A 15,879-nucleotide genomic window follows, 5' to 3' on the forward strand; every position below is an offset into this window, starting at 1 on the left:
GGAGGGGCGCGGCGGTTCGTCCGCCGCGCCCCTCCCCCGGGTGGACCTCCGGTGGTCAGCCGGTCACCCACTCCTGCTGGGCGGTGAGGTCGGCCTTGACCTCGGCGAGCTGGACGGCGACGGCGTCGGGGGCGGTGCCGCCGCGGCCGTTGCGGGAGGCGATGGCGCCGTGGACGCTGAGCACGGTGCGGACCTCGGGGGTGAGGTGCGCGGAGATGGCGGCGAACTGCGCGTCCGTCAGGTCGGCGAGCTCGATGCCGTGGGCCTCGCACTCCTTGACGCAGGCGCCGGCGACCTCGTGCGCGACGCGGAACGGCACGCCCTGCTTGACGAGCCATTCGGCGATGTCGGTGGCGAGGGAGAAGCCGGCCGGGGCGAGTTCCTCCAGCCGCTCGCGGTGGACGGTGAGGGTGGCCATCATGCCGGTGAAGGCGGGCAGCAGGACCTCGAGGGTGTCGCAGGAGTCGAAGACCGGCTCCTTGTCCTCCTGCAGGTCGCGGTTGTAGGCGAGCGGGAGGGCCTTGAGGGTGGCGAGCAGGCCGGTGAGGTTGCCGATGAGCCGGCCGGACTTGCCGCGGGCGAGTTCGGCGATGTCGGGGTTCTTCTTCTGCGGCATGATCGACGAGCCGGTGGAGAAGGCGTCGTGCAGCGTGATGAAGCCGAACTCCTTGGTGTTCCAGATGATCACCTCCTCCGCGATGCGGGAGAGGTTGATCCCGATCATCGCGGTGACGAAGGCGAATTCGGCGACGAAGTCGCGCGAGGCGGTGCCGTCGATGGAGTTGCCGACCGAGCCGCCCTCGAAGCCGAGGTCGGCGGCGACGGCCTGCGGGTCCAGGCCGAGCGAGGAGCCGGCCAGGGCTCCGGAGCCGTAGGGGGAGACGGCGGTGCGGGCGTCCCACTGGCGCAGCCGCTCGGCGTCGCGGCCGAGGGCCTGCACGTGCGCGAGGACGTGGTGGGCGAAGAGCACGGGCTGGGCGTGCTGGAGGTGGGTGCGGCCCGGCATCGCGGTGTCCGGGTGGGCCTCGGCGAGGCCGACCAGGGCGTGCTGGAGGTCGAGCAGCAGGCCGCCGATGGTCTTCGCGTGGTCCCGCAGGTACATCCGGAAGAGGGTGGCGATCTGGTCGTTGCGGGAGCGGCCGGCCCGCAGCTTGCCGCCGAGGTCGGGGCCCAGGCGCTCCAGCAGGCCGCGCTCCAGGGCGGTGTGGACGTCCTCGTCGGCGATGGTGCCGGTGAAGGTGCCGGCCTCGACGTCGGCGAGCAGCCGGTCGAGTCCGTCGTGCATGGCGGCGAGTTCGTCGTCGCTGAGCAGGCCGGCCTTGTGCAGGACGCGGGCGTGGGCCTTGGATCCGGCGATGTCGTAGGGGGCGAGGCGCCAGTCGAAGTGCACCGAGGCGGAGAGCCTGGCCAGGGCCTCGGACGGGCCGTCGGCGAAGCGGGCGCCCCAGAGGCGGACGTCGCCACCGGGTGCGGGCTGGTCGGCGGACATCGCAGGCTCCTTACTGACGTGCGGAAGGTGGAGGGGGTGGCCCCGGCCGGCCGCCGGGAGGGGGCGCGGCCGGGGCCGGGGCGGGATCAGCCCTGGTCGCGCCGGGCGGCGATCTTCGAGGAGAGGCCGAAGATCTCGATGAAGCCCTTGGACATCGACTGGTCGAAGGTGTCGCCGGTGTCGTAGGTGGCGAGGTTGAAGTCGTACAGCGACTGCTCGGACTTCCGGCCGTTGACGACGGCCCGGCCGCCGTGCAGGACCATCCGGATGTCGCCGGAGACGTGCTGGTTGGCCTCGTTGACGAAGCCGTCGAGGGCGCGCTTGAGCGGGGAGAACCACAGGCCGTCGTAGACCAGCTCGGCCCAGCGCTGCTCGACCTGCCGCTTGTAGCGGGCGAGCTCGCGCTCGACGGTGACGTTCTCCAGCGCCTGGTGGGCGGTGATCAGGGCGATCGCGCCGGGGGCCTCGTAGATCTCCCGGGACTTGATGCCGACCAGCCGGTCCTCGACCATGTCGAGGCGGCCGATGCCCTGGGCACCGGCCCGCTTGTTGAGCTCCTCGATGGCCTGCAGGACGGTCACCTTGCGGCCGTCGATCGCGACCGGGACGCCGGCCTCGAAGGTGATGACGACCTCGTCGGCCTCGCGCGGGACGGCCGGGTTCTGGGTGTACTCGTAGACGTCCTCGATCGGGGCGTTCCAGATGTCCTCCAGGAAGCCGGTCTCGACGGCCCGCCCGAAGACGTTCTGGTCGATCGAGTACGGGGACTTCTTGGTGGTGGCGATCGGCAGGCCCTTGGCCTCGGCGAAGGCGATGGCCTTGTCCCGGGTCATCGCGTAGTCGCGGACCGGGGCGATGCACTTGAGGCCCGGGGCGAGGGAGTTGATGCCGACCTCGAAGCGGACCTGGTCGTTGCCCTTGCCGGTGCAGCCGTGGGCGACGGTGGTGGCGCCGTGCTTCTGCGCGGCGGCGACCAGGTGCTTGACGATGACGGGCCGCGAGAGGGCCGACACCAGGGGGTACTCGCCCTGGTAGAGGGCGTTGGCCTTGAGGGCCGGCAGGCAGTACTCGTCGGCGAACTCCTCGCGGGCGTCGGCGACCTCGGCCTCGACGGCACCGCAGTCCAGCGCCCGCTGGCGGATGACGTCCAGGTCCTCGCCGCCCTGGCCGACGTCGACGGCGACGGCGATGACCTCCGCGCCCGTCTCCTCGGCGATCCAGCCGATGCAGACGGACGTGTCCAGACCGCCCGAGTAGGCGAGTACGACGCGCTCGGTCACGGCTTTCTCCTTCACAACTGTGCGAACAGGCTTACGGCGATAGGCATAAGTATGCACTACTCCGTATGAAACTCAAAACCCGGTCCACCAGGCGGGATCCGGATACGCCGGTGGGCCCGGCCGGAGCCGGGCCCACCGGGGTGGAACAGAGGGTCGCACAGGAAGTGGAGCGGAGGGTGGAACGGGGCTACTGCGCCTTCGCCTGGGCGAGTTGCATCAGGTGGTCGGCGAGGGCCTGGCCGCCGGCCGGGTCGCGGCTGATCAGCAGGACGGTGTCGTCGCCGGCGATGGTGCCGATGATCTCGAACACCTCCGCCTGGTCGATCGCCGAGGCCAGGAACTGCGCCGCGCCGGGCGGCGTGCGCAGCACGACCAGGTTGCCCGAGGCGGTGGCGGAGACCATGAGCTCGCCGGCCAGCCGGGCCATCCGGCCCTCGGTGGCGGACTCCCCCATCGGCGCGCGCGGGGTGCGGTCGCCGCCCTCGGCCGGGACGGCGTAGATGAGCGCGCCGTCCCGGTTGCGGATCTTCACCGCGCCCAGCTCGTCCAGGTCCCGGGAGAGGGTGGCCTGGGTGACCACGAGTCCGTCGTCGGCGAGCAGCTTGGCGAGCTGGCTCTGCGAGCGCACGGGCTGGCGGGTGAGCAGGTCCACGATCCTCCGGTGGCGCGCGGTGCGGGTCTGCGGGACCTGCGGCGTCGGGCCGGCGGCGGACTGCTCAGAGTTGGGTACGGTCATGTGATTATTCTCCCGGACTACGCTCGGTTCGCATCGTCCGGGGCGTCCTCGCGGACGGCCCGCAGGACGGCCGGCAGCGCCGCCAGGAAGGCGTCCGCCTCCTGCTCGGTCAGCACCAGCGGCGGCGCCAGCCGCACCGCGTCCGGCACCGCGGCGTTCACCAGGAACCCGGCCTCCTGCAGGCCCGCCTGGATCTTCGCCGACACCGGCTCGGTGAGCACGATGCCCAGCAGCAGCCCGGCCCCGCGCACGTGCGAGACCAGCGGGTCGTCGAGCGCCTCGACACCGTGCCGCAGCCGGTCCCCGATCTTGCGCGCGTGCTCCAGCAGGCCCTGCGACTCGATGGTGTCCAGCACCGCGAGACCGGCCGCCGCGGCCACCGGGTTGCCGCCGAAGGTGGTGCCGTGCTGGCCCGGGGTGAGCAGCTCGGCCGCCTCGCCGAAGGCCAGCACCGCGCCCATCGGCAGGCCGCCGCCGAGCGCCTTGGCCAGCGTGACGACGTCCGGCTCGATGCCCTCGAACGCCTGGTGGGCGAACCAGTGTCCGGTGCGGCCGACGCCGGTCTGGATCTCGTCCAGGACCAGCAGGGTGCCGGTGGCGCAGGTGATCTCACGGGCCGCGGCCAGATAGCCGTCGGGCAGCGGGATCGCACCGTTCTCGCCCTGGATCGGCTCCAGGAAGACGGCCGCGGTCTCGGTGGTGACGGCCGCGCGCAGCGCCTCGACGTCGCCGAACGGGACGTGCGTGACGTCGCCGGGCAGCGGGCGGAACGGGTCCTGCTTGGCGGGCTGGCCGGTGAGCGCCAGGGCGCCCATGGTGCGGCCGTGGAAGCCGCCCTGCAGGGCGACCAGGTGGGTGCGGCCGGTGCGGCGGCTGATCTTGAAGGCGGCCTCGTTGGCCTCGGCGCCGGAGTTGCAGAAGAACACCCGGCCGGGGCGGCCGTCCAGGTGCAGCAGCCGCTCGGCGAGGGCGACGGTGGGCTCGGCGATGAACAGGTTGGAGACGTGGCCGAGGGTGGCGATCTGCCGGGTGACGGCCTCGACGACCGCCGGGTGGGCGGTGCCGAGGGCGTTGACGGCGATGCCGCCGAGCAGGTCGGTGTACTCCTTGCCGTCGGCGTCCCAGAGCTTGCTGCCCTCGCCGCGGACCAGCGGGATCCGCGGGGTGCCGTAGTTGTCGGTGAAGGCGTGCTGCCACCGCTCGGTGAGCCGGGCGTTGGCGGTCGTGCCGGCGTCGGCGGTCGTGCCGGCGTCGGAAGTCGTGCTGGCGTCGGAAGTCATGCGAGTCCCCCGGTCACGGTCGGTTCGTCGTCCGGCACGACCATCGTGCCGATTCCCTCGTCGGTGAAGATCTCCAGCAGCAGGCTGTGCGGCACCCGGCCGTCCAGCACGCGGGCGGTGCCGACGCCGGAGCGCACGGCGCGCAGGCAGCCCTCCATCTTGGGCAGCATGCCGCTGCCCAGGGTGGGCAGCAGCTCCTCCAGCTCGGAGGCGTCGAGCTGGCTGATCACGTCGTCGGAGTGCGGCCAGTCCTTGTAGAGGCCCTCGACGTCGGTGAGGACGACGAGCATCTCGGCACCGAGCGCGACCGCGAGGGCGGCGGCGGCGGTGTCGGCGTTGATGTTGTAGACGTGGCCGTCGGTGCTGCGGGCGATCGAGGAGATCACCGGGATGCGGCCGTCGGCGATCAGCCCCTTCACCGCGCCGGCCTCGATGTTGACGATGTCGCCGACCAGGCCGATGTCGACCTGCTCGCCGTCCACGACCGCGTACCGCTTGACGGCGGTCATGGTGTGCGCGTCCTCGCCGGTCAGGCCGACCGCGAACGGGCCGTGCTGGTTGAGCAGGCCGACGAGCTCGCGCTGCACCTGCCCGGCGAGCACCATCCGGACCACGTCCATGGTCTCGGGGGTGGTGACCCGCAGGCCGTTGGTGAAGGAGGACTCCAGGCCGAGCTTGTCGAGCTGGGCGTTGATCTGCGGGCCGCCGCCGTGCACCACCACGGGGTGCAGACCGGCGAAGCGCAGGAAGACGACGTCCTTGGCGAAGGCCGCCTTGAGCTCCTCGTCGACCATGGCGTTGCCGCCGAACTTGATCACCACGGTCTTGCCGTGGAAGCGCTCCAGCCACGGCAGGGCCTCGATGAGCGTCATGGCCTTGGGCAACGCGGTGTTGTTGCGGGCCTGTTCGCCCTTGGGTGCGATCTGCACTGTTCTGCTTCCCCGGCTCTGCTGGCGACGGTCAGGTGGAGTAGGCGCTGTTCTCGTGCACGTAGTCGGCGGTGAGGTCGTTGGTCCACAGGCTGGCCCCGGCCTCGCCGGCGTTGAGGTTCGCGGTGATGACGACCTCGCGGCCGGTCATGTCGACCAGGTCGCGGTCCTCCCCCACGCTGCCGTCCCGGCAGACCCAGACGCCGTTGATGGCGACGTCCAGGCGGTCGGGGTCGAAGGCGGCGTCGGTGGTGCCGATCGCGGCCAGCACCCGGCCCCAGTTGGGGTCCTCGCCGTGGATGGCGCACTTGAGGAGGTTGTTGCGGCTGATCACCCGGGCGACGTCGACGGCCTCCTGCTCGGTGGCGGCGCCGGTGACGTCGATCCGGATGTCCTTGCTGGCGCCCTCGGCGTCGCCGATCAGCTGGCGGGCCAGGTCGGCGCAGACGGTGCGCACGGCCTCGTCGAACTCGGCCCGCTCCGGGACGGTGCCGCTGGCGCCGGAGGCGAGCAGCAGCACGGTGTCGTTGGTGGACATGCAGCCGTCGGAGTCGATCCGGTCGAAGGTGGTGCGGGTGGCGCCGCGCAGCGCCGCGTCCAGGACGCCCGCGTCCGCCTCGGCGTCGGTGGTCAGCACGACCAGCATGGTGGCCAGGCCCGGGGCGAGCATGCCGGCGCCCTTGGCCATGCCGCCGACCGTCCAGCCGGCCGGGCTGGTGACCTGGGCGGTCTTGTGCACGGTGTCGGTGGTCTTGATGGCGATCGCGGCCTGCTCGCCGCCGGTGGCGCTGAGCGCGGCGGCGGCCACGCCGACGCCCGGCAGCAGGATGTCCATCGGCAGCCGCACGCCGATCAGGCCGGTGGAGGCGACGGCGACCTCGCCGGCGTTGAGCTCCAGCTCCTCGGCGACCTTCTCGGCGGTGGCGTGGGTGTCCTGGAAGCCCAGCGGGCCGGTGCAGGCGTTGGCGCCGCCGGAGTTGAGGACGACGGCGGAGACCGTGCCGCCCTTGAGGACCTGCTCGGACCAGAGCACGGGGGCGGCCTTGACCCGGTTGGAGGTGAAGACGCCGGCGGCGGCGAGCGAGGGCCCGTCGTTGACGACGAGCGCGAGGTCGGGAGTGCCGGAGGCCTTGATCCCGGCGGTCACGCCGGCGGCCCGGAAGCCCTGGGCGGCGGTGACGCCGACGTTCTGGTGGTCGGTCACGGTGCGACTCCGTTCACGGGAAGGCCCAGCTCCTCGGGCAGACCGAGGGCGATGTTCATGCTCTGCACCGCGCCGCCGGCGGTGCCCTTGACCAGGTTGTCGATCGCGCTGATCGCCACGATCCGCCCGGCGGCCGGGTCCAGGACGACCTGCACCAGCGCGACGTTGGAGCCGTAGACGCTGCTGGTCTGCGGCCACTGCCCCTCGGGAAGCAGATGGACGAACGGCTCGTCGGCGTACGCCTCGGCGTAGGCGGCGCGCAGCTCCTCGGTGCCCACCCCGGGCTTCGCCTTGGCGGAGCAGGTGGCGAGGATGCCGCGCGGCATCGGGACGAGGGTGGGCGTGAAGGAGACGGTGACCGGCTCGCCCGCCAGCGGGGTGAGGTTCTGGGCCATCTCCGGGGTGTGCCGGTGGACACCGCCGACGCCGTAGGCGCTGACGCTGCCCATCACCTCGCTGCCGAGCAGGTGGGTCTTGGCGGCCTTGCCGGCGCCGGAGGTTCCGGAGGCGGCGACGACCACCGCCTCGGGCTCGGCCAGGCCCGCCGCGTAGGCGGGGAACAGCGCGAGGGAGACGGCCGTCGGGTAGCAGCCGGGGACGGCGATCCGGTTGCTGCCCTTGAGCGCGGCGCGGTGGCCGGGCAGCTCGGGCAGGCCGTAGGGCCAGGTGCCGGCGTGCGCGGAGCCGTAGAACTGCTCCCAGTCGGCGGCGGCCTTCAGCCGGAAGTCGGCGCCGCAGTCGACGACCAGCACGTTCTGGCCGAGCGCCTCGGCGACGGCGGCGGACTGGCCGTGCGGCAGCGCCAGGAACACCACGTCATGGTCGGCCAGCACCTCCGGGGTGGTCGGCTCCAGGACCCGGTCGGCCAGCGGCAGCAGGTGCGGCTGGAGCAGCCCCAGCCGGGTGCCCGCGTTCGAGCCGCCGGTCAGCGCCCCGATCTCCACCTTGGGGTGGCCGAGCAGCAGGCGCAGCACCTCACCGCCCGCGTACCCGCTCGCGCCGGCGACGGCGACTCGCAATGCCATGGCGTTCCTCCTTCGTCGTGGCATGAATATACGCAGTACGGAACATTCATGCAAGGAGTATGCGCAGGACGGCCCGCGGGCCGGACCGGTGCGGCGCCGCTCAGCGCTTGACGGCCTTGAGCACCACGAACTTCGGATTGCCCGCGACCGTGCGGCAGTTGCCGAACAGCCGGCGCAGCTTGACGTGGTAGCCCAGGTGGCGGTTGCCGACCACCCACAGCTCGCCGCCGGGGCGCAGGGCGCGGCGGGCGCCGGTGAACATCCGCCAGGCGGTGGCGTCGGTGGTGGCCTGGTGGGAGTGGAACGGCGGGTTGTTGAGCACCAGGTCCACCGAGCCGGCCGGCAGGCCCGCGTCGGCGAGCGCGTCGGCGGTGAGGAACTCGGCGGGGGCGTCCGGGCCGAGGTTGGCGCGGAAGGTCTCCTCGGCGGAGGCGACCGCCTGGTGGGACTCGTCGACGAAGACCAGCCGGGCGCCGGGGGCGGCCAGGGCGGCGGCGGTGCCGACCACGCCGTTGCCGCAGCCGAGGTCGACGACCCGGGCCCCGGGGGCGGCGGTGGGCAGGTGGGCGAGCAGGAAGCGGGTGCCGATGTCGAGGCGGTCGGCGCAGAAGGTGCCGGCGTGGTTGACCACGGTGCGGCCCGAGGCGGGGCCGATGTCGCCGGGCAGGGCGTAGCGGTGCGGCCAGGGGTTGGGGCCGGGGTCGAGCGCCCGGTCGGGGGTGCAGAGGATCAGCCGGGCCTTGCGGACCGCGAGCGAGGTGCGGGTGGGGCCGAGGATCCGCTCGAAGAGCTCCAGGGTGGAGGTGTGGATCTCGGTGGTCATGCCGGTGCCGAGGACCACCGTGTCCGGGTGCAGGGCCGGGGCGAGCCGGTGCAGCTGGTCCTCCAGCAGGGCCAGGCTCTTGGGGACGCGCACCAGCAGGACGTCGGTCCGCCCGGGCGGGGTGTCGCGGGTGGTGAGCAGCCGGGCGGCGCCCTCGCCGGCGCCGGCCCGGGCGAGGTTGGCCGCGGTGGCACGCTGGGCGAGGTGCGAGTCGCTGATCTGGGTGATCCGCGCGGGGGCCTGCTCGGCGGGGGCGGTGGCGAGCGCGGTGGTCAGCGCGCCCCAGCGGTCGCCGAGGACGGTGACGGCGCGGCCGGCCAGGGCGGTGGGCCGGCCCTCGGCGGAGTCGGCCTCGCCGGCCAGGTGCCGCAGCAGGTACTCGTCGGCGGCGTCCCAGGCGCGCAGCCGCTCGCGCGGGTCCTCGGGGTGGCGGGTGAGGTCGAGGCCGCCCCACGGAGTCGGGAAGGGGGTCGCGGCGGCGGTGGTGGCGAGGTGGTTCATCGCCGCCCAGGCTAGCCGACCGGGCCGCGGGCCGGACGGCCGGCGCCCGAGCGCGGACCGGGGCGGCGGCCGATACTGGGAGGGCCCGACGGAAGGGGCGCGGCCATGGACTGGAAGCTCGAAGTGGTGGTGGTCCCGGTGACGGACGTCGACCGGGCGAAGCTCTTCTACGAGGAACGGGTCGGCTTCACCGTCGACCACGACAGCCGGATCCGGGACGGGGTGCGGGTGGTGCAGCTGACGCCGCCCGGCTCCAGCTGCTCGATCGTGGTGGGCACGGGACTGACGGACGCGCCGGCCGGCTCGCTGAAGGGACTGCAGCTGGTGGTGCCGGACATCGACCGGGCGCACGCGGAGCTGGTGGCGCGGGGCGTGGAGGTGAGCCCGGTGCAGCACTTCGACGACGGGGACCGGGTGGACGGGCGGGGCGAGGTGTGGAACTCGTTCGTCTTCTTCAGCGATCCGGACGGCAACGGCTGGGCCGTCCAGGAGGCGCCCGGCCGGCGCTGACGCCCGGCGGCCAGGGCCCTAAGCTCGGAGGATGGTCGAAGACGAGGGAAGCGTCCGGGTGGACAGCTGGATCTGGTCGGTGCGGCTGGCCAAGACGCGGTCGGCCGCGGCGGCGGCGTGCAAGGCCGGGCACGTGCGGGTCAACGGCGAGCGGGCCAAGCCGGCGCAGGCGCTGAAGCCGGGTGACGAGGTCCGGGTGCGCGTGGAGGGGTGGGAGCGGGTCGTCGTGGTGACGAAGCTGATCCGCAAGCGGGTCGGCGCGGCGGTCGCGACGGAGTGCCTGGTGGACAACAGCCCGCCGCGCCCGGCGCGCGAGTTCGTCGCCGCGCCCGGCGTGCGGGACCGGGGCGCCGGGCGGCCGACGAAGCGCGACCGCCGGGAGATGGACGAGCTGCGGCGGCGGTAGCAACTGCCCCGGCAGCCGCACCGGCCACGGCAGGTTCCTGCCGAATTGGTCTCGACCATTGCCCTGGATCCGGCGACGGAGGAGGCTCGCTGCGAAGCGCCGGGCGGGCAGTCCGGCGCTCGTGTCCGAGGAAGGAAAGCACCGGCATGGCAATGCGCAAGGCGGTTTCCACCATGGCCCTGGCCGGCCTGCTCGCGGCGGGCGGCCTGATGGCCGCCCCGGCCGCCCAGGCGTCCACCACCAAGACGACCGGCTACGTCTACGTCGGCATGTACCCGAGCGGTGACGCGTGCCACGCCGCGGGCAGGGCCTACGTCGCCCGGGGCCAGGCGGTCTCGTACTTCTGCGACGTCCTCGACTTCCCGCCGTACACGGCCCGCCTCTCCATCTGGGCCTGATCGCGCCGCGGACCGGCCGGCGACGCACCGCGTCGCCGGCCGGTCCGGCGGTGGCGGCGCCGACGCGGGTCAGGCGGCCAGGGTGTCGGTGCGGACCTGGGTCAGGAAGGCGTCCAGGTTGGCCAGCGTCCGGGCGATCTGCTCCTCCAGCGGGAGCGACTCGTTGGGGCGGGTGACCGCCGCGGAGTTCTTGCGCCCGCGCACGTAGAGCGAGCAGGCGAGATCGGCGCAGATGTAGGTGCCGACGGTGTTGCCCTCCCGCCCCGCCGCCCCCGCCCGGCGGGCGGTGAGCAGCGCCACGCCGGAACCCGCGTGGGCGGTGACGCACAGCGAGCAGACGTTGGTCTTGGTCATGCTCCGCCGGAACGAGGGCACCCGCAGGGTGACGCCGACCAGCTCGCCGCGGTGCTCGGCGACCAGATAGGCGCGGTCGGGCGCGCCCTGGTCCCGCCAGCCGAGGAAGTCGAGGTCCTCCCAGGGGAGTTCGGCGAGCCCTCGGGGCAGGTTGAGCCGCCGGGCCTCGCCCTTGGAACAGTTGACGAAGGACGCACGGATCTCGGGGTCGGTCAGCGCTCGCATGCCCGGCAAGCTAACACCGCCCCGCCGCACCCGTCTCCCGATTTTCCGCGCGCCCCCACCGTCCCCGAGCCCCGAACCGCCCGCCGCCCCGCCGCCCCGCCGCGCTCAGGCCACCGGGTGGGCGGCCTGGACGGCGAGCCGCCGCGGGGCGTCGGCGCCGATCCCGGTCAGCAGGTCGTCGAGGGCGAGGAACACCTCCCAGGACTCGCATCCGGCCGCCCGCGCCAGCCGGGCGACCACCCGGTCCTCCAGGTCGCGGACCCGGCCGTCCTTCCACGCCTTGTCGGCCAGACTGACCAGCAGGTCCTCCACGGTGGTGCCGGGCTCGCCCCAGCCGCCGTGGGTGCCGGCGAAGCGGGCGAGGCGCTGCGGCACGCCGTGGGCGAGCAGCAGCTCGTACCCGGCCCGCTCGTGCAGCGAGCCGGGGACGGAGAGCTCCTCGCGGTGGACGGCCTTGCCGATGTCGTGGGTGGCCGCGCCGAACAGCACGGCCTCCCGGTCCACCGGCACCCCGTACCCGGCGCACCAGTCGAGGATCGTCCCGGCGACCTCGTGCACCAGGCCGAGATGGGCCGTCAGCCGGGGCGGGGCGTCGACGGCCGCCAGCAGGACGGCCGCGGCCTCGGGCAGGGGCGGGGTTCGGGCGGTCATCCGCGCTTGAAGGCGACGCCCGCGTAGGCCGAGACGTCCTGCCAGCCGTCGGGGAGGTCGGCGGTGCGGATGTGACCGGCCTCGGGGCGCCAGAGCGGGAGCTGGACGAGGCCGGGGCCGGCGAACTCGAAGTCGCCGAAGAAGGGTTCGACGGCCGAGCGCGGGCGCAGCACCAGCGGGGCGCTGGCGCTGCGGTAGACGCGGGTGCCCTCGGCGGCGCTCTCCCGGGAGGCGAAGTCGGGGCTGCCGTGCGAGAGGATCAGCGCGCTGCCCGGCGCGAGCGCGTCGCGCAGGGTCCGCACGATCCGCTCCGCGCCGTCCTCGTCGCGGATGAAGTGCAGCACGGCGACCAGCATCAGGGCGACCGGTTCGCCGAGGTCGACGGCGGCGCTCAGGGCCGGGTGGGCGAGGATCGCCTCGGGCTCGCGCAGGTCCGCCTCGATGACGGAGGTGTGGCCGGCCGGGTGGCCGGCGAGCAGGGCGCGCGCGTGGGTGGCCACGATCGGGTCGTTGTCGACGTAGACGACCCGGGCGTCCGGGGCGACCCGGCGGGCGACCTCGCTGGTGGAGCCGACGGCGGGGATGCCGGTGCCGATGTCGAGGAACTGCCGGATGCCCCGGCCGGCCGCGAACTCGACGGCGCGGCCGAGGAATTCGCGGTTGGTGCGGGCCAGCAGCCGCAGCGCCGGATAGGCGGCGATGGCGGCCTCGGCGGCCGTGCGGTCGGCCTCGAAGTTGTCCTTGCCGCCGAGGTAGTAGTCGTACATCCGGGCCGTGTGCGGGACCCCGGTGTCCAGTTCGGTCGGCGGCTGCCAGTCCTCGGCGCGCGCCCAGTCCCAGTCGGTGCCGGTGACGCCCAGCGCCGCCGTCCTGTCCTCACTCATCTGCCGCCCCCTGGTGTTCCACGACGTCCGCAGTGTCCCCTGCCGGACGGTTCCTGTCCTGTCCCCCGCCCCGCGACCGGCCGGCGGCCGGTGGCGGCCCCCACCGCGCGGTGCGCCGTGATCGTAACCGACGAAACGCCGCCCAAACAGCGGAAGTTCAGGTTTCCGCAGTATCCGAACAGCGATGTGTGTGCACGTCAACGACGGTCCGCGAGCGACTCCGGGCCGACGGCGCCGGCGGTCGCCACCCGGTGACGTCGTCTCTATGCTGGCTGCCGATGACTGCCGACCGGCGCACCGTCCTGCGCACCACCGTCAAACTGGCCGCCCTCACCGCCGTCGGCGGCCTGCTCACCGCCTGCGGCGACACCGGCCGACGCCGGGCCGACCCGGGGACGTTCGCCACGCGTCCGGGGCCGGTGGACCCGTCGGGCACCGTCGACCCGGCCTGGGCCGCCGGCGAGGGACCGGCCTCGCCGGCACCCGACGCGGCCACGGCCGCCGCGAGCGCCCCGCCCACCGCGGACGCCACCGCGCCGCCCACCCCGCCGGTGCTGCCGCCGCTGGCGCCCGGCACCCCGGTCGAGGTCGCGTACGGGCCGCGCACCGGCCGCAACGTCGCGCTGACCTTCCACGGCAGCGGCGACCCGGCGCTCGCCACCGCGCTGCTGGAGATCGCCGAACAGCGCGGCGTCGGGCTCACCGTGATGGTCGTCGGCAGCTGGCTCGACCAGCAGCCCCAGATGGCCCGCCGGATCCTGGACGGCGGCCACGAGCTGGGCAACCACACCCAGAACCACCAGAACATCTCGACCATGACACCCGACAAGGCCCGCGCGGAGATCGCCCAGTGCGCGGAGCGGCTGCAGCGGCTGACCGGCTCGATCGGCCGCTGGTTCCGCCCCTCGGCCGCCCAGTACGCGACGCCGATGGTGCGGGAGCAGGCCAGGGCGGTCGGCTACGAGCACGTGCTCTCCTTCGACGTGGACCCGCGCGACTACGCCGACCCGAGCGCCGCCGAACTGCAGCGCCGGGTGCTCGGCTCGGTGCGCGGCGGCTCGGTGGTCGCCCTGCACCTGGGCCACCGCTGCACGGTCGACGCGCTGCCCGGCATCCTCGACGGCCTCGGCAAGGCCGGCCTCGCCCCGGTGACCGCGAGCCGCCTCTGCGCCTGACCGCTCCCCGGGGCCCGCGGGGCGCCCGGGGCACGTGCGATGCTTCGGGGATGCGGTACATCATCATCGGGGCGGGTGCGGTGGGCGGCACGATCGGTGCCCGGCTGCACGAGGGCGGGCACGACGTGGTGCTGGTGGCGCGCGGCGCGCACCTGGCGGCGCTGCGCGCGGACGGCCTGCGGTTCGGCACCCCGCAGGGGGTGCGGACGCTGCGGATCCCGGCCGTCGGCGGGCCGCGGGAGGTGGCGCTGCGGGCGGACGACGTGCTGGTGCTGGCCGTGAAGACGCAGGACACCGCCGCCGCGCTGGCCGCCTGGGCGCCGTGCCCGGTGGCCGGGGGCGGCACGGCCGCCGAGCGGCTGCCGCTGGTGTGCGCGCAGAACGGGGTGGAGAACGAGCGTCTCGCCCTGCGGCTGTTCCGCGAGGTGCTGGCGATGTGCGTGTGGATGCCGTCCACCCATCTGGCGCCCGGCCGGGTGAGCGCGGGCGGCACCCCGGTGAGCGGGGTGCTGTGGCTGGGCGGCCACCCGTCCGGCACCGGCGGCGCCCGGGCCGCCGCGATCGCCGCCGACCTCGCCGCCTCGGGCTTCAGCGCCCCGGTGGATCAGGACGTGATGCGCTGGAAGTACACCAAGCTGCTCGGCAACCTCGGCAACGCGCTGGACGCGGTGGCCGGTGGGACCGACGGCGAGGAGCTGCGGGCGCTGCGGGAGCGGGCGGTCGCGGAGGGCGTCGCCGTGCTGGCGGCCGCCGGCATCGCCCACCGGGACCCGGCCGAGCAGGTCCGCTTGGCGCGTGCGACGCTGCGGCTGGAGCCGGTGGCCGGCGAGGAGCGCAGCGGTTCGTCGTCCTGGCAGAGCCTGGCGCGCGGCACCGGCTCGATCGAGGCCGACCACCTGAACGGCGAGATCGTGCTGCTGGGCCGGCTGCACGGGGTGCCGGCGCCGCTCAACGAGGCATTGCAGCGGCTGGCCGGGGAGTTCGCCCGCGCCGGCCGGGCGCCGGGCTCGCTCACCGCCGAGGAGCTGTCGGTGCTCACCGCCCTGTGACCGGGCCGGCCGTCCGCTCGCCCGCCCGCGTGCCCGACCGGTGGCGCCGACGGTCCGGCCGTCCGGCGCGTCAGCCCATCGGATCGCCGGGCCCGTAGGGGCGCAGCCGCAGCGTACGGGCGTCCGCCGCGCGGATCTCCTCGGCCCGGCGGACGAGTTCCCCGAGGTCGTCCCGCCCGGCGTGCAGGAAGCGCCCGTGCAGCGCGTCGAAGCGCCCGCGGGCGGCGTCCACGGTGACGGCGACCATGTACGGGATGGAGCCCCAGTCCTTGGTGTCGCGGAACATCGGCATCCCGGCGGTCATGTCGGTGGCGACCGCGCCGGGGCTGATGTCGAGGATCACCACATGGTGCTCGGCGAGCGAGTCGGCGAGGTTGTCGGAGAGCTGGAGCAGCGCGCCCTTGGAGGTGGCGTACGCGGTGTAGTGGCCGTCGGGGCGCAGCGCGAAGCCGGAGTTGAGGTTGACGACGCGCCCCCGCCCGCGCCGGACCATGCCGGGCAGGACGCAGCGCAGCAGGTTGTAGGGGCCGCGCAGGTTGACCTCGACGACCTGCCACCACTGGTTGACGTCGGTCTCCCAGAGCGGGACCTCGGCGCGGTCGACCTGGCCGGCGTTGTTGACCAGCAGGTCGACGGGGCCGAGGTCGCGTTCGATCAGGCGGACGGCCTCGCGCACCGAGCCGGGGCGGGTGACGTCGGCGGTGACGGCGACGCCGCGCGCGCCGTGCCGCACGCACTCCTTGAGGGTGTCGGTGAGGGTCTCGTGGGTGCGGCCGACGAGGCCGACGGCCATGCCCTCGGCGGCGAGGCCGACGGCGATCTCCCGGCCGATGCCGCGGCCGGCGCCGGTGACCAGGCCGACCTGTCCCGTGAGCGATCCCGTCGGCATGCCCGTGCTCCCTCCGTCCGTTGGTGACCACCCCGCGGTCAGGCCCCGCATTCTGTCGTCCGGGCGGCCGG

At 74.2% G+C, this 15,879-nt stretch carries 17 protein-coding genes; 5 read left to right on the top strand and 12 right to left on the bottom strand.

What is annotated here, in order from left to right:
• Positions 1-55: 55 nt before the first annotated feature.
• From argH to ABZW10_RS27775, 8 genes are all read right to left on the bottom strand, one after another.
• Positions 56-1,489, bottom strand: a complete 1,434-nt coding sequence (gene argH / locus ABZW10_RS27740) for an argininosuccinate lyase (protein WP_355370816.1) — start codon at positions 1,487-1,489, stop codon at positions 56-58.
• 86 nt (positions 1,490-1,575) lie between these two features.
• Entirely contained in the window at positions 1,576-2,769 is a 1,194-nt protein-coding gene (locus ABZW10_RS27745; RefSeq protein WP_355370819.1) for an argininosuccinate synthase, read from the bottom strand.
• Between the two features lie 187 nt (positions 2,770-2,956).
• Entirely contained in the window at positions 2,957-3,505 is a 549-nt protein-coding gene (locus ABZW10_RS27750; protein ID WP_350545237.1) for an arginine repressor, read from the bottom strand.
• Between the two features lie 17 nt (positions 3,506-3,522).
• The gene (locus ABZW10_RS27755) at positions 3,523-4,785 is read right to left on the bottom strand and encodes an acetylornithine transaminase (RefSeq protein WP_355370822.1); all 1,263 of its coding nucleotides are present in this window, start codon (positions 4,783-4,785) and stop codon (positions 3,523-3,525) included.
• Positions 4,782-5,657: an acetylglutamate kinase gene (gene argB / locus ABZW10_RS27760; protein WP_355370945.1), complete on the bottom strand. Its 876-nt coding sequence runs from the start codon at positions 5,655-5,657 to the stop codon at positions 4,782-4,784. The genes ABZW10_RS27755 and argB overlap by 4 nt, the downstream gene beginning before the upstream one ends.
• An 88-nt stretch (positions 5,658-5,745) precedes the next feature.
• Positions 5,746-6,918, bottom strand: coding sequence for a bifunctional glutamate N-acetyltransferase/amino-acid acetyltransferase ArgJ (argJ, locus tag ABZW10_RS27765; RefSeq protein WP_355370825.1), 1,173 nt, complete (start codon positions 6,916-6,918; stop codon positions 5,746-5,748).
• Positions 6,915-7,943, bottom strand: a complete 1,029-nt coding sequence (gene argC, locus ABZW10_RS27770) for an N-acetyl-gamma-glutamyl-phosphate reductase (RefSeq protein ID WP_355370828.1) — start codon at positions 7,941-7,943, stop codon at positions 6,915-6,917. The genes argJ and argC overlap by 4 nt, the downstream gene beginning before the upstream one ends.
• A gap of 100 nt (positions 7,944-8,043) precedes the next feature.
• On the bottom strand, positions 8,044-9,267 hold the full coding sequence (locus ABZW10_RS27775) for a methyltransferase (protein WP_355370830.1): 1,224 nt from the start codon (positions 9,265-9,267) through the stop codon (positions 8,044-8,046).
• Between the two features lie 105 nt (positions 9,268-9,372).
• Between ABZW10_RS27775 and ABZW10_RS27780 the strand changes: the two genes are divergently transcribed.
• From ABZW10_RS27780 to ABZW10_RS27790, 3 genes are all read left to right on the top strand, one after another.
• Positions 9,373-9,777, top strand: coding sequence for a VOC family protein (locus ABZW10_RS27780; protein ID WP_355370833.1), 405 nt, complete (start codon positions 9,373-9,375; stop codon positions 9,775-9,777).
• Positions 9,778-9,808: 31 nt separating this feature from the next.
• Positions 9,809-10,183, top strand: a complete 375-nt coding sequence (locus ABZW10_RS27785) for a S4 domain-containing protein (protein ID WP_355370836.1) — start codon at positions 9,809-9,811, stop codon at positions 10,181-10,183.
• Between the two features lie 146 nt (positions 10,184-10,329).
• Positions 10,330-10,581: a hypothetical protein gene (locus ABZW10_RS27790; protein WP_355370839.1), complete on the top strand. Its 252-nt coding sequence runs from the start codon at positions 10,330-10,332 to the stop codon at positions 10,579-10,581.
• Between the two features lie 69 nt (positions 10,582-10,650).
• Here ABZW10_RS27790 and ABZW10_RS27795 read toward each other — a convergent pair whose 3' ends face one another.
• From ABZW10_RS27795 to ABZW10_RS27805, 3 genes are all read right to left on the bottom strand, one after another.
• On the bottom strand, positions 10,651-11,160 hold the full coding sequence (locus tag ABZW10_RS27795) for an FBP domain-containing protein (protein ID WP_355370842.1): 510 nt from the start codon (positions 11,158-11,160) through the stop codon (positions 10,651-10,653).
• Positions 11,161-11,265: 105 nt separating this feature from the next.
• Positions 11,266-11,811: an HD domain-containing protein gene (locus ABZW10_RS27800; RefSeq protein ID WP_355370845.1), complete on the bottom strand. Its 546-nt coding sequence runs from the start codon at positions 11,809-11,811 to the stop codon at positions 11,266-11,268.
• Positions 11,808-12,695, bottom strand: a complete 888-nt coding sequence (locus tag ABZW10_RS27805) for an SAM-dependent methyltransferase (protein ID WP_355370848.1) — start codon at positions 12,693-12,695, stop codon at positions 11,808-11,810. Before ABZW10_RS27805 ends, ABZW10_RS27800 begins: the two co-directional genes overlap by 4 nt.
• Positions 12,696-12,973: 278 nt before the next feature.
• Between ABZW10_RS27805 and ABZW10_RS27810 the strand changes: the two genes are divergently transcribed.
• A complete protein-coding gene (locus ABZW10_RS27810) occupies positions 12,974-13,870 on the top strand; it encodes a polysaccharide deacetylase family protein (protein WP_355370851.1) in 897 nt (298 codons plus the stop codon).
• A 50-nt stretch (positions 13,871-13,920) separates the two neighbouring features.
• Positions 13,921-14,919, top strand: coding sequence for a 2-dehydropantoate 2-reductase N-terminal domain-containing protein (locus tag ABZW10_RS27815; RefSeq protein ID WP_355370853.1), 999 nt, complete (start codon positions 13,921-13,923; stop codon positions 14,917-14,919).
• A gap of 70 nt (positions 14,920-14,989) precedes the next feature.
• Here ABZW10_RS27815 and ABZW10_RS27820 read toward each other — a convergent pair whose 3' ends face one another.
• Positions 14,990-15,808: an SDR family oxidoreductase gene (locus ABZW10_RS27820; RefSeq protein ID WP_355370856.1), complete on the bottom strand. Its 819-nt coding sequence runs from the start codon at positions 15,806-15,808 to the stop codon at positions 14,990-14,992.
• Positions 15,809-15,879: the final 71 nt, after the last annotated feature.

The sequence above is a fragment of the Kitasatospora sp. NPDC004723 genome, from assembly GCF_040609255.1.
Classification (GTDB): Bacteria; Actinomycetota; Actinomycetes; order Streptomycetales; family Streptomycetaceae; genus Kitasatospora.

What these genes read in the sequence shown, in the direction of transcription:
- argH (WP_355370816.1), bottom strand. Translation starts at nt 1,489, where the DNA reads ATGTCCGCCGACCAGCCCGCACCCGGTGGCGACGTCCGCCTCTGGGGC.
- ABZW10_RS27750 (WP_350545237.1), bottom strand. Translation starts at nt 3,505, where the DNA reads ATGACCGTACCCAACTCTGAGCAGTCCGCCGCCGGCCCGACGCCGCAG.
- ABZW10_RS27755 (WP_355370822.1), bottom strand. Translation starts at nt 4,785, where the DNA reads ATGACTTCCGACGCCAGCACGACTTCCGACGCCGGCACGACCGCCGAC.
- argB (WP_355370945.1), bottom strand. Translation starts at nt 5,657, where the DNA reads ATGACGCTCATCGAGGCCCTGCCGTGGCTGGAGCGCTTCCACGGCAAG.
- argC (WP_355370828.1), bottom strand. Translation starts at nt 7,943, where the DNA reads ATGGCATTGCGAGTCGCCGTCGCCGGCGCGAGCGGGTACGCGGGCGGT.
- ABZW10_RS27775 (WP_355370830.1), bottom strand. Translation starts at nt 9,267, where the DNA reads ATGAACCACCTCGCCACCACCGCCGCCGCGACCCCCTTCCCGACTCCG.
- ABZW10_RS27780 (WP_355370833.1), top strand. Translation starts at nt 9,373, where the DNA reads ATGGACTGGAAGCTCGAAGTGGTGGTGGTCCCGGTGACGGACGTCGAC.
- ABZW10_RS27785 (WP_355370836.1), top strand. Translation starts at nt 9,809, where the DNA reads ATGGTCGAAGACGAGGGAAGCGTCCGGGTGGACAGCTGGATCTGGTCG.
- ABZW10_RS27790 (WP_355370839.1), top strand. Translation starts at nt 10,330, where the DNA reads ATGGCAATGCGCAAGGCGGTTTCCACCATGGCCCTGGCCGGCCTGCTC.
- ABZW10_RS27795 (WP_355370842.1), bottom strand. Translation starts at nt 11,160, where the DNA reads ATGCGAGCGCTGACCGACCCCGAGATCCGTGCGTCCTTCGTCAACTGT.
- ABZW10_RS27800 (WP_355370845.1), bottom strand. Translation starts at nt 11,811, where the DNA reads ATGACCGCCCGAACCCCGCCCCTGCCCGAGGCCGCGGCCGTCCTGCTG.
- ABZW10_RS27805 (WP_355370848.1), bottom strand. Translation starts at nt 12,695, where the DNA reads ATGAGTGAGGACAGGACGGCGGCGCTGGGCGTCACCGGCACCGACTGG.
- ABZW10_RS27810 (WP_355370851.1), top strand. Translation starts at nt 12,974, where the DNA reads ATGACTGCCGACCGGCGCACCGTCCTGCGCACCACCGTCAAACTGGCC.
- ABZW10_RS27815 (WP_355370853.1), top strand. Translation starts at nt 13,921, where the DNA reads ATGCGGTACATCATCATCGGGGCGGGTGCGGTGGGCGGCACGATCGGT.
- ABZW10_RS27820 (WP_355370856.1), bottom strand. Translation starts at nt 15,808, where the DNA reads ATGCCGACGGGATCGCTCACGGGACAGGTCGGCCTGGTCACCGGCGCC.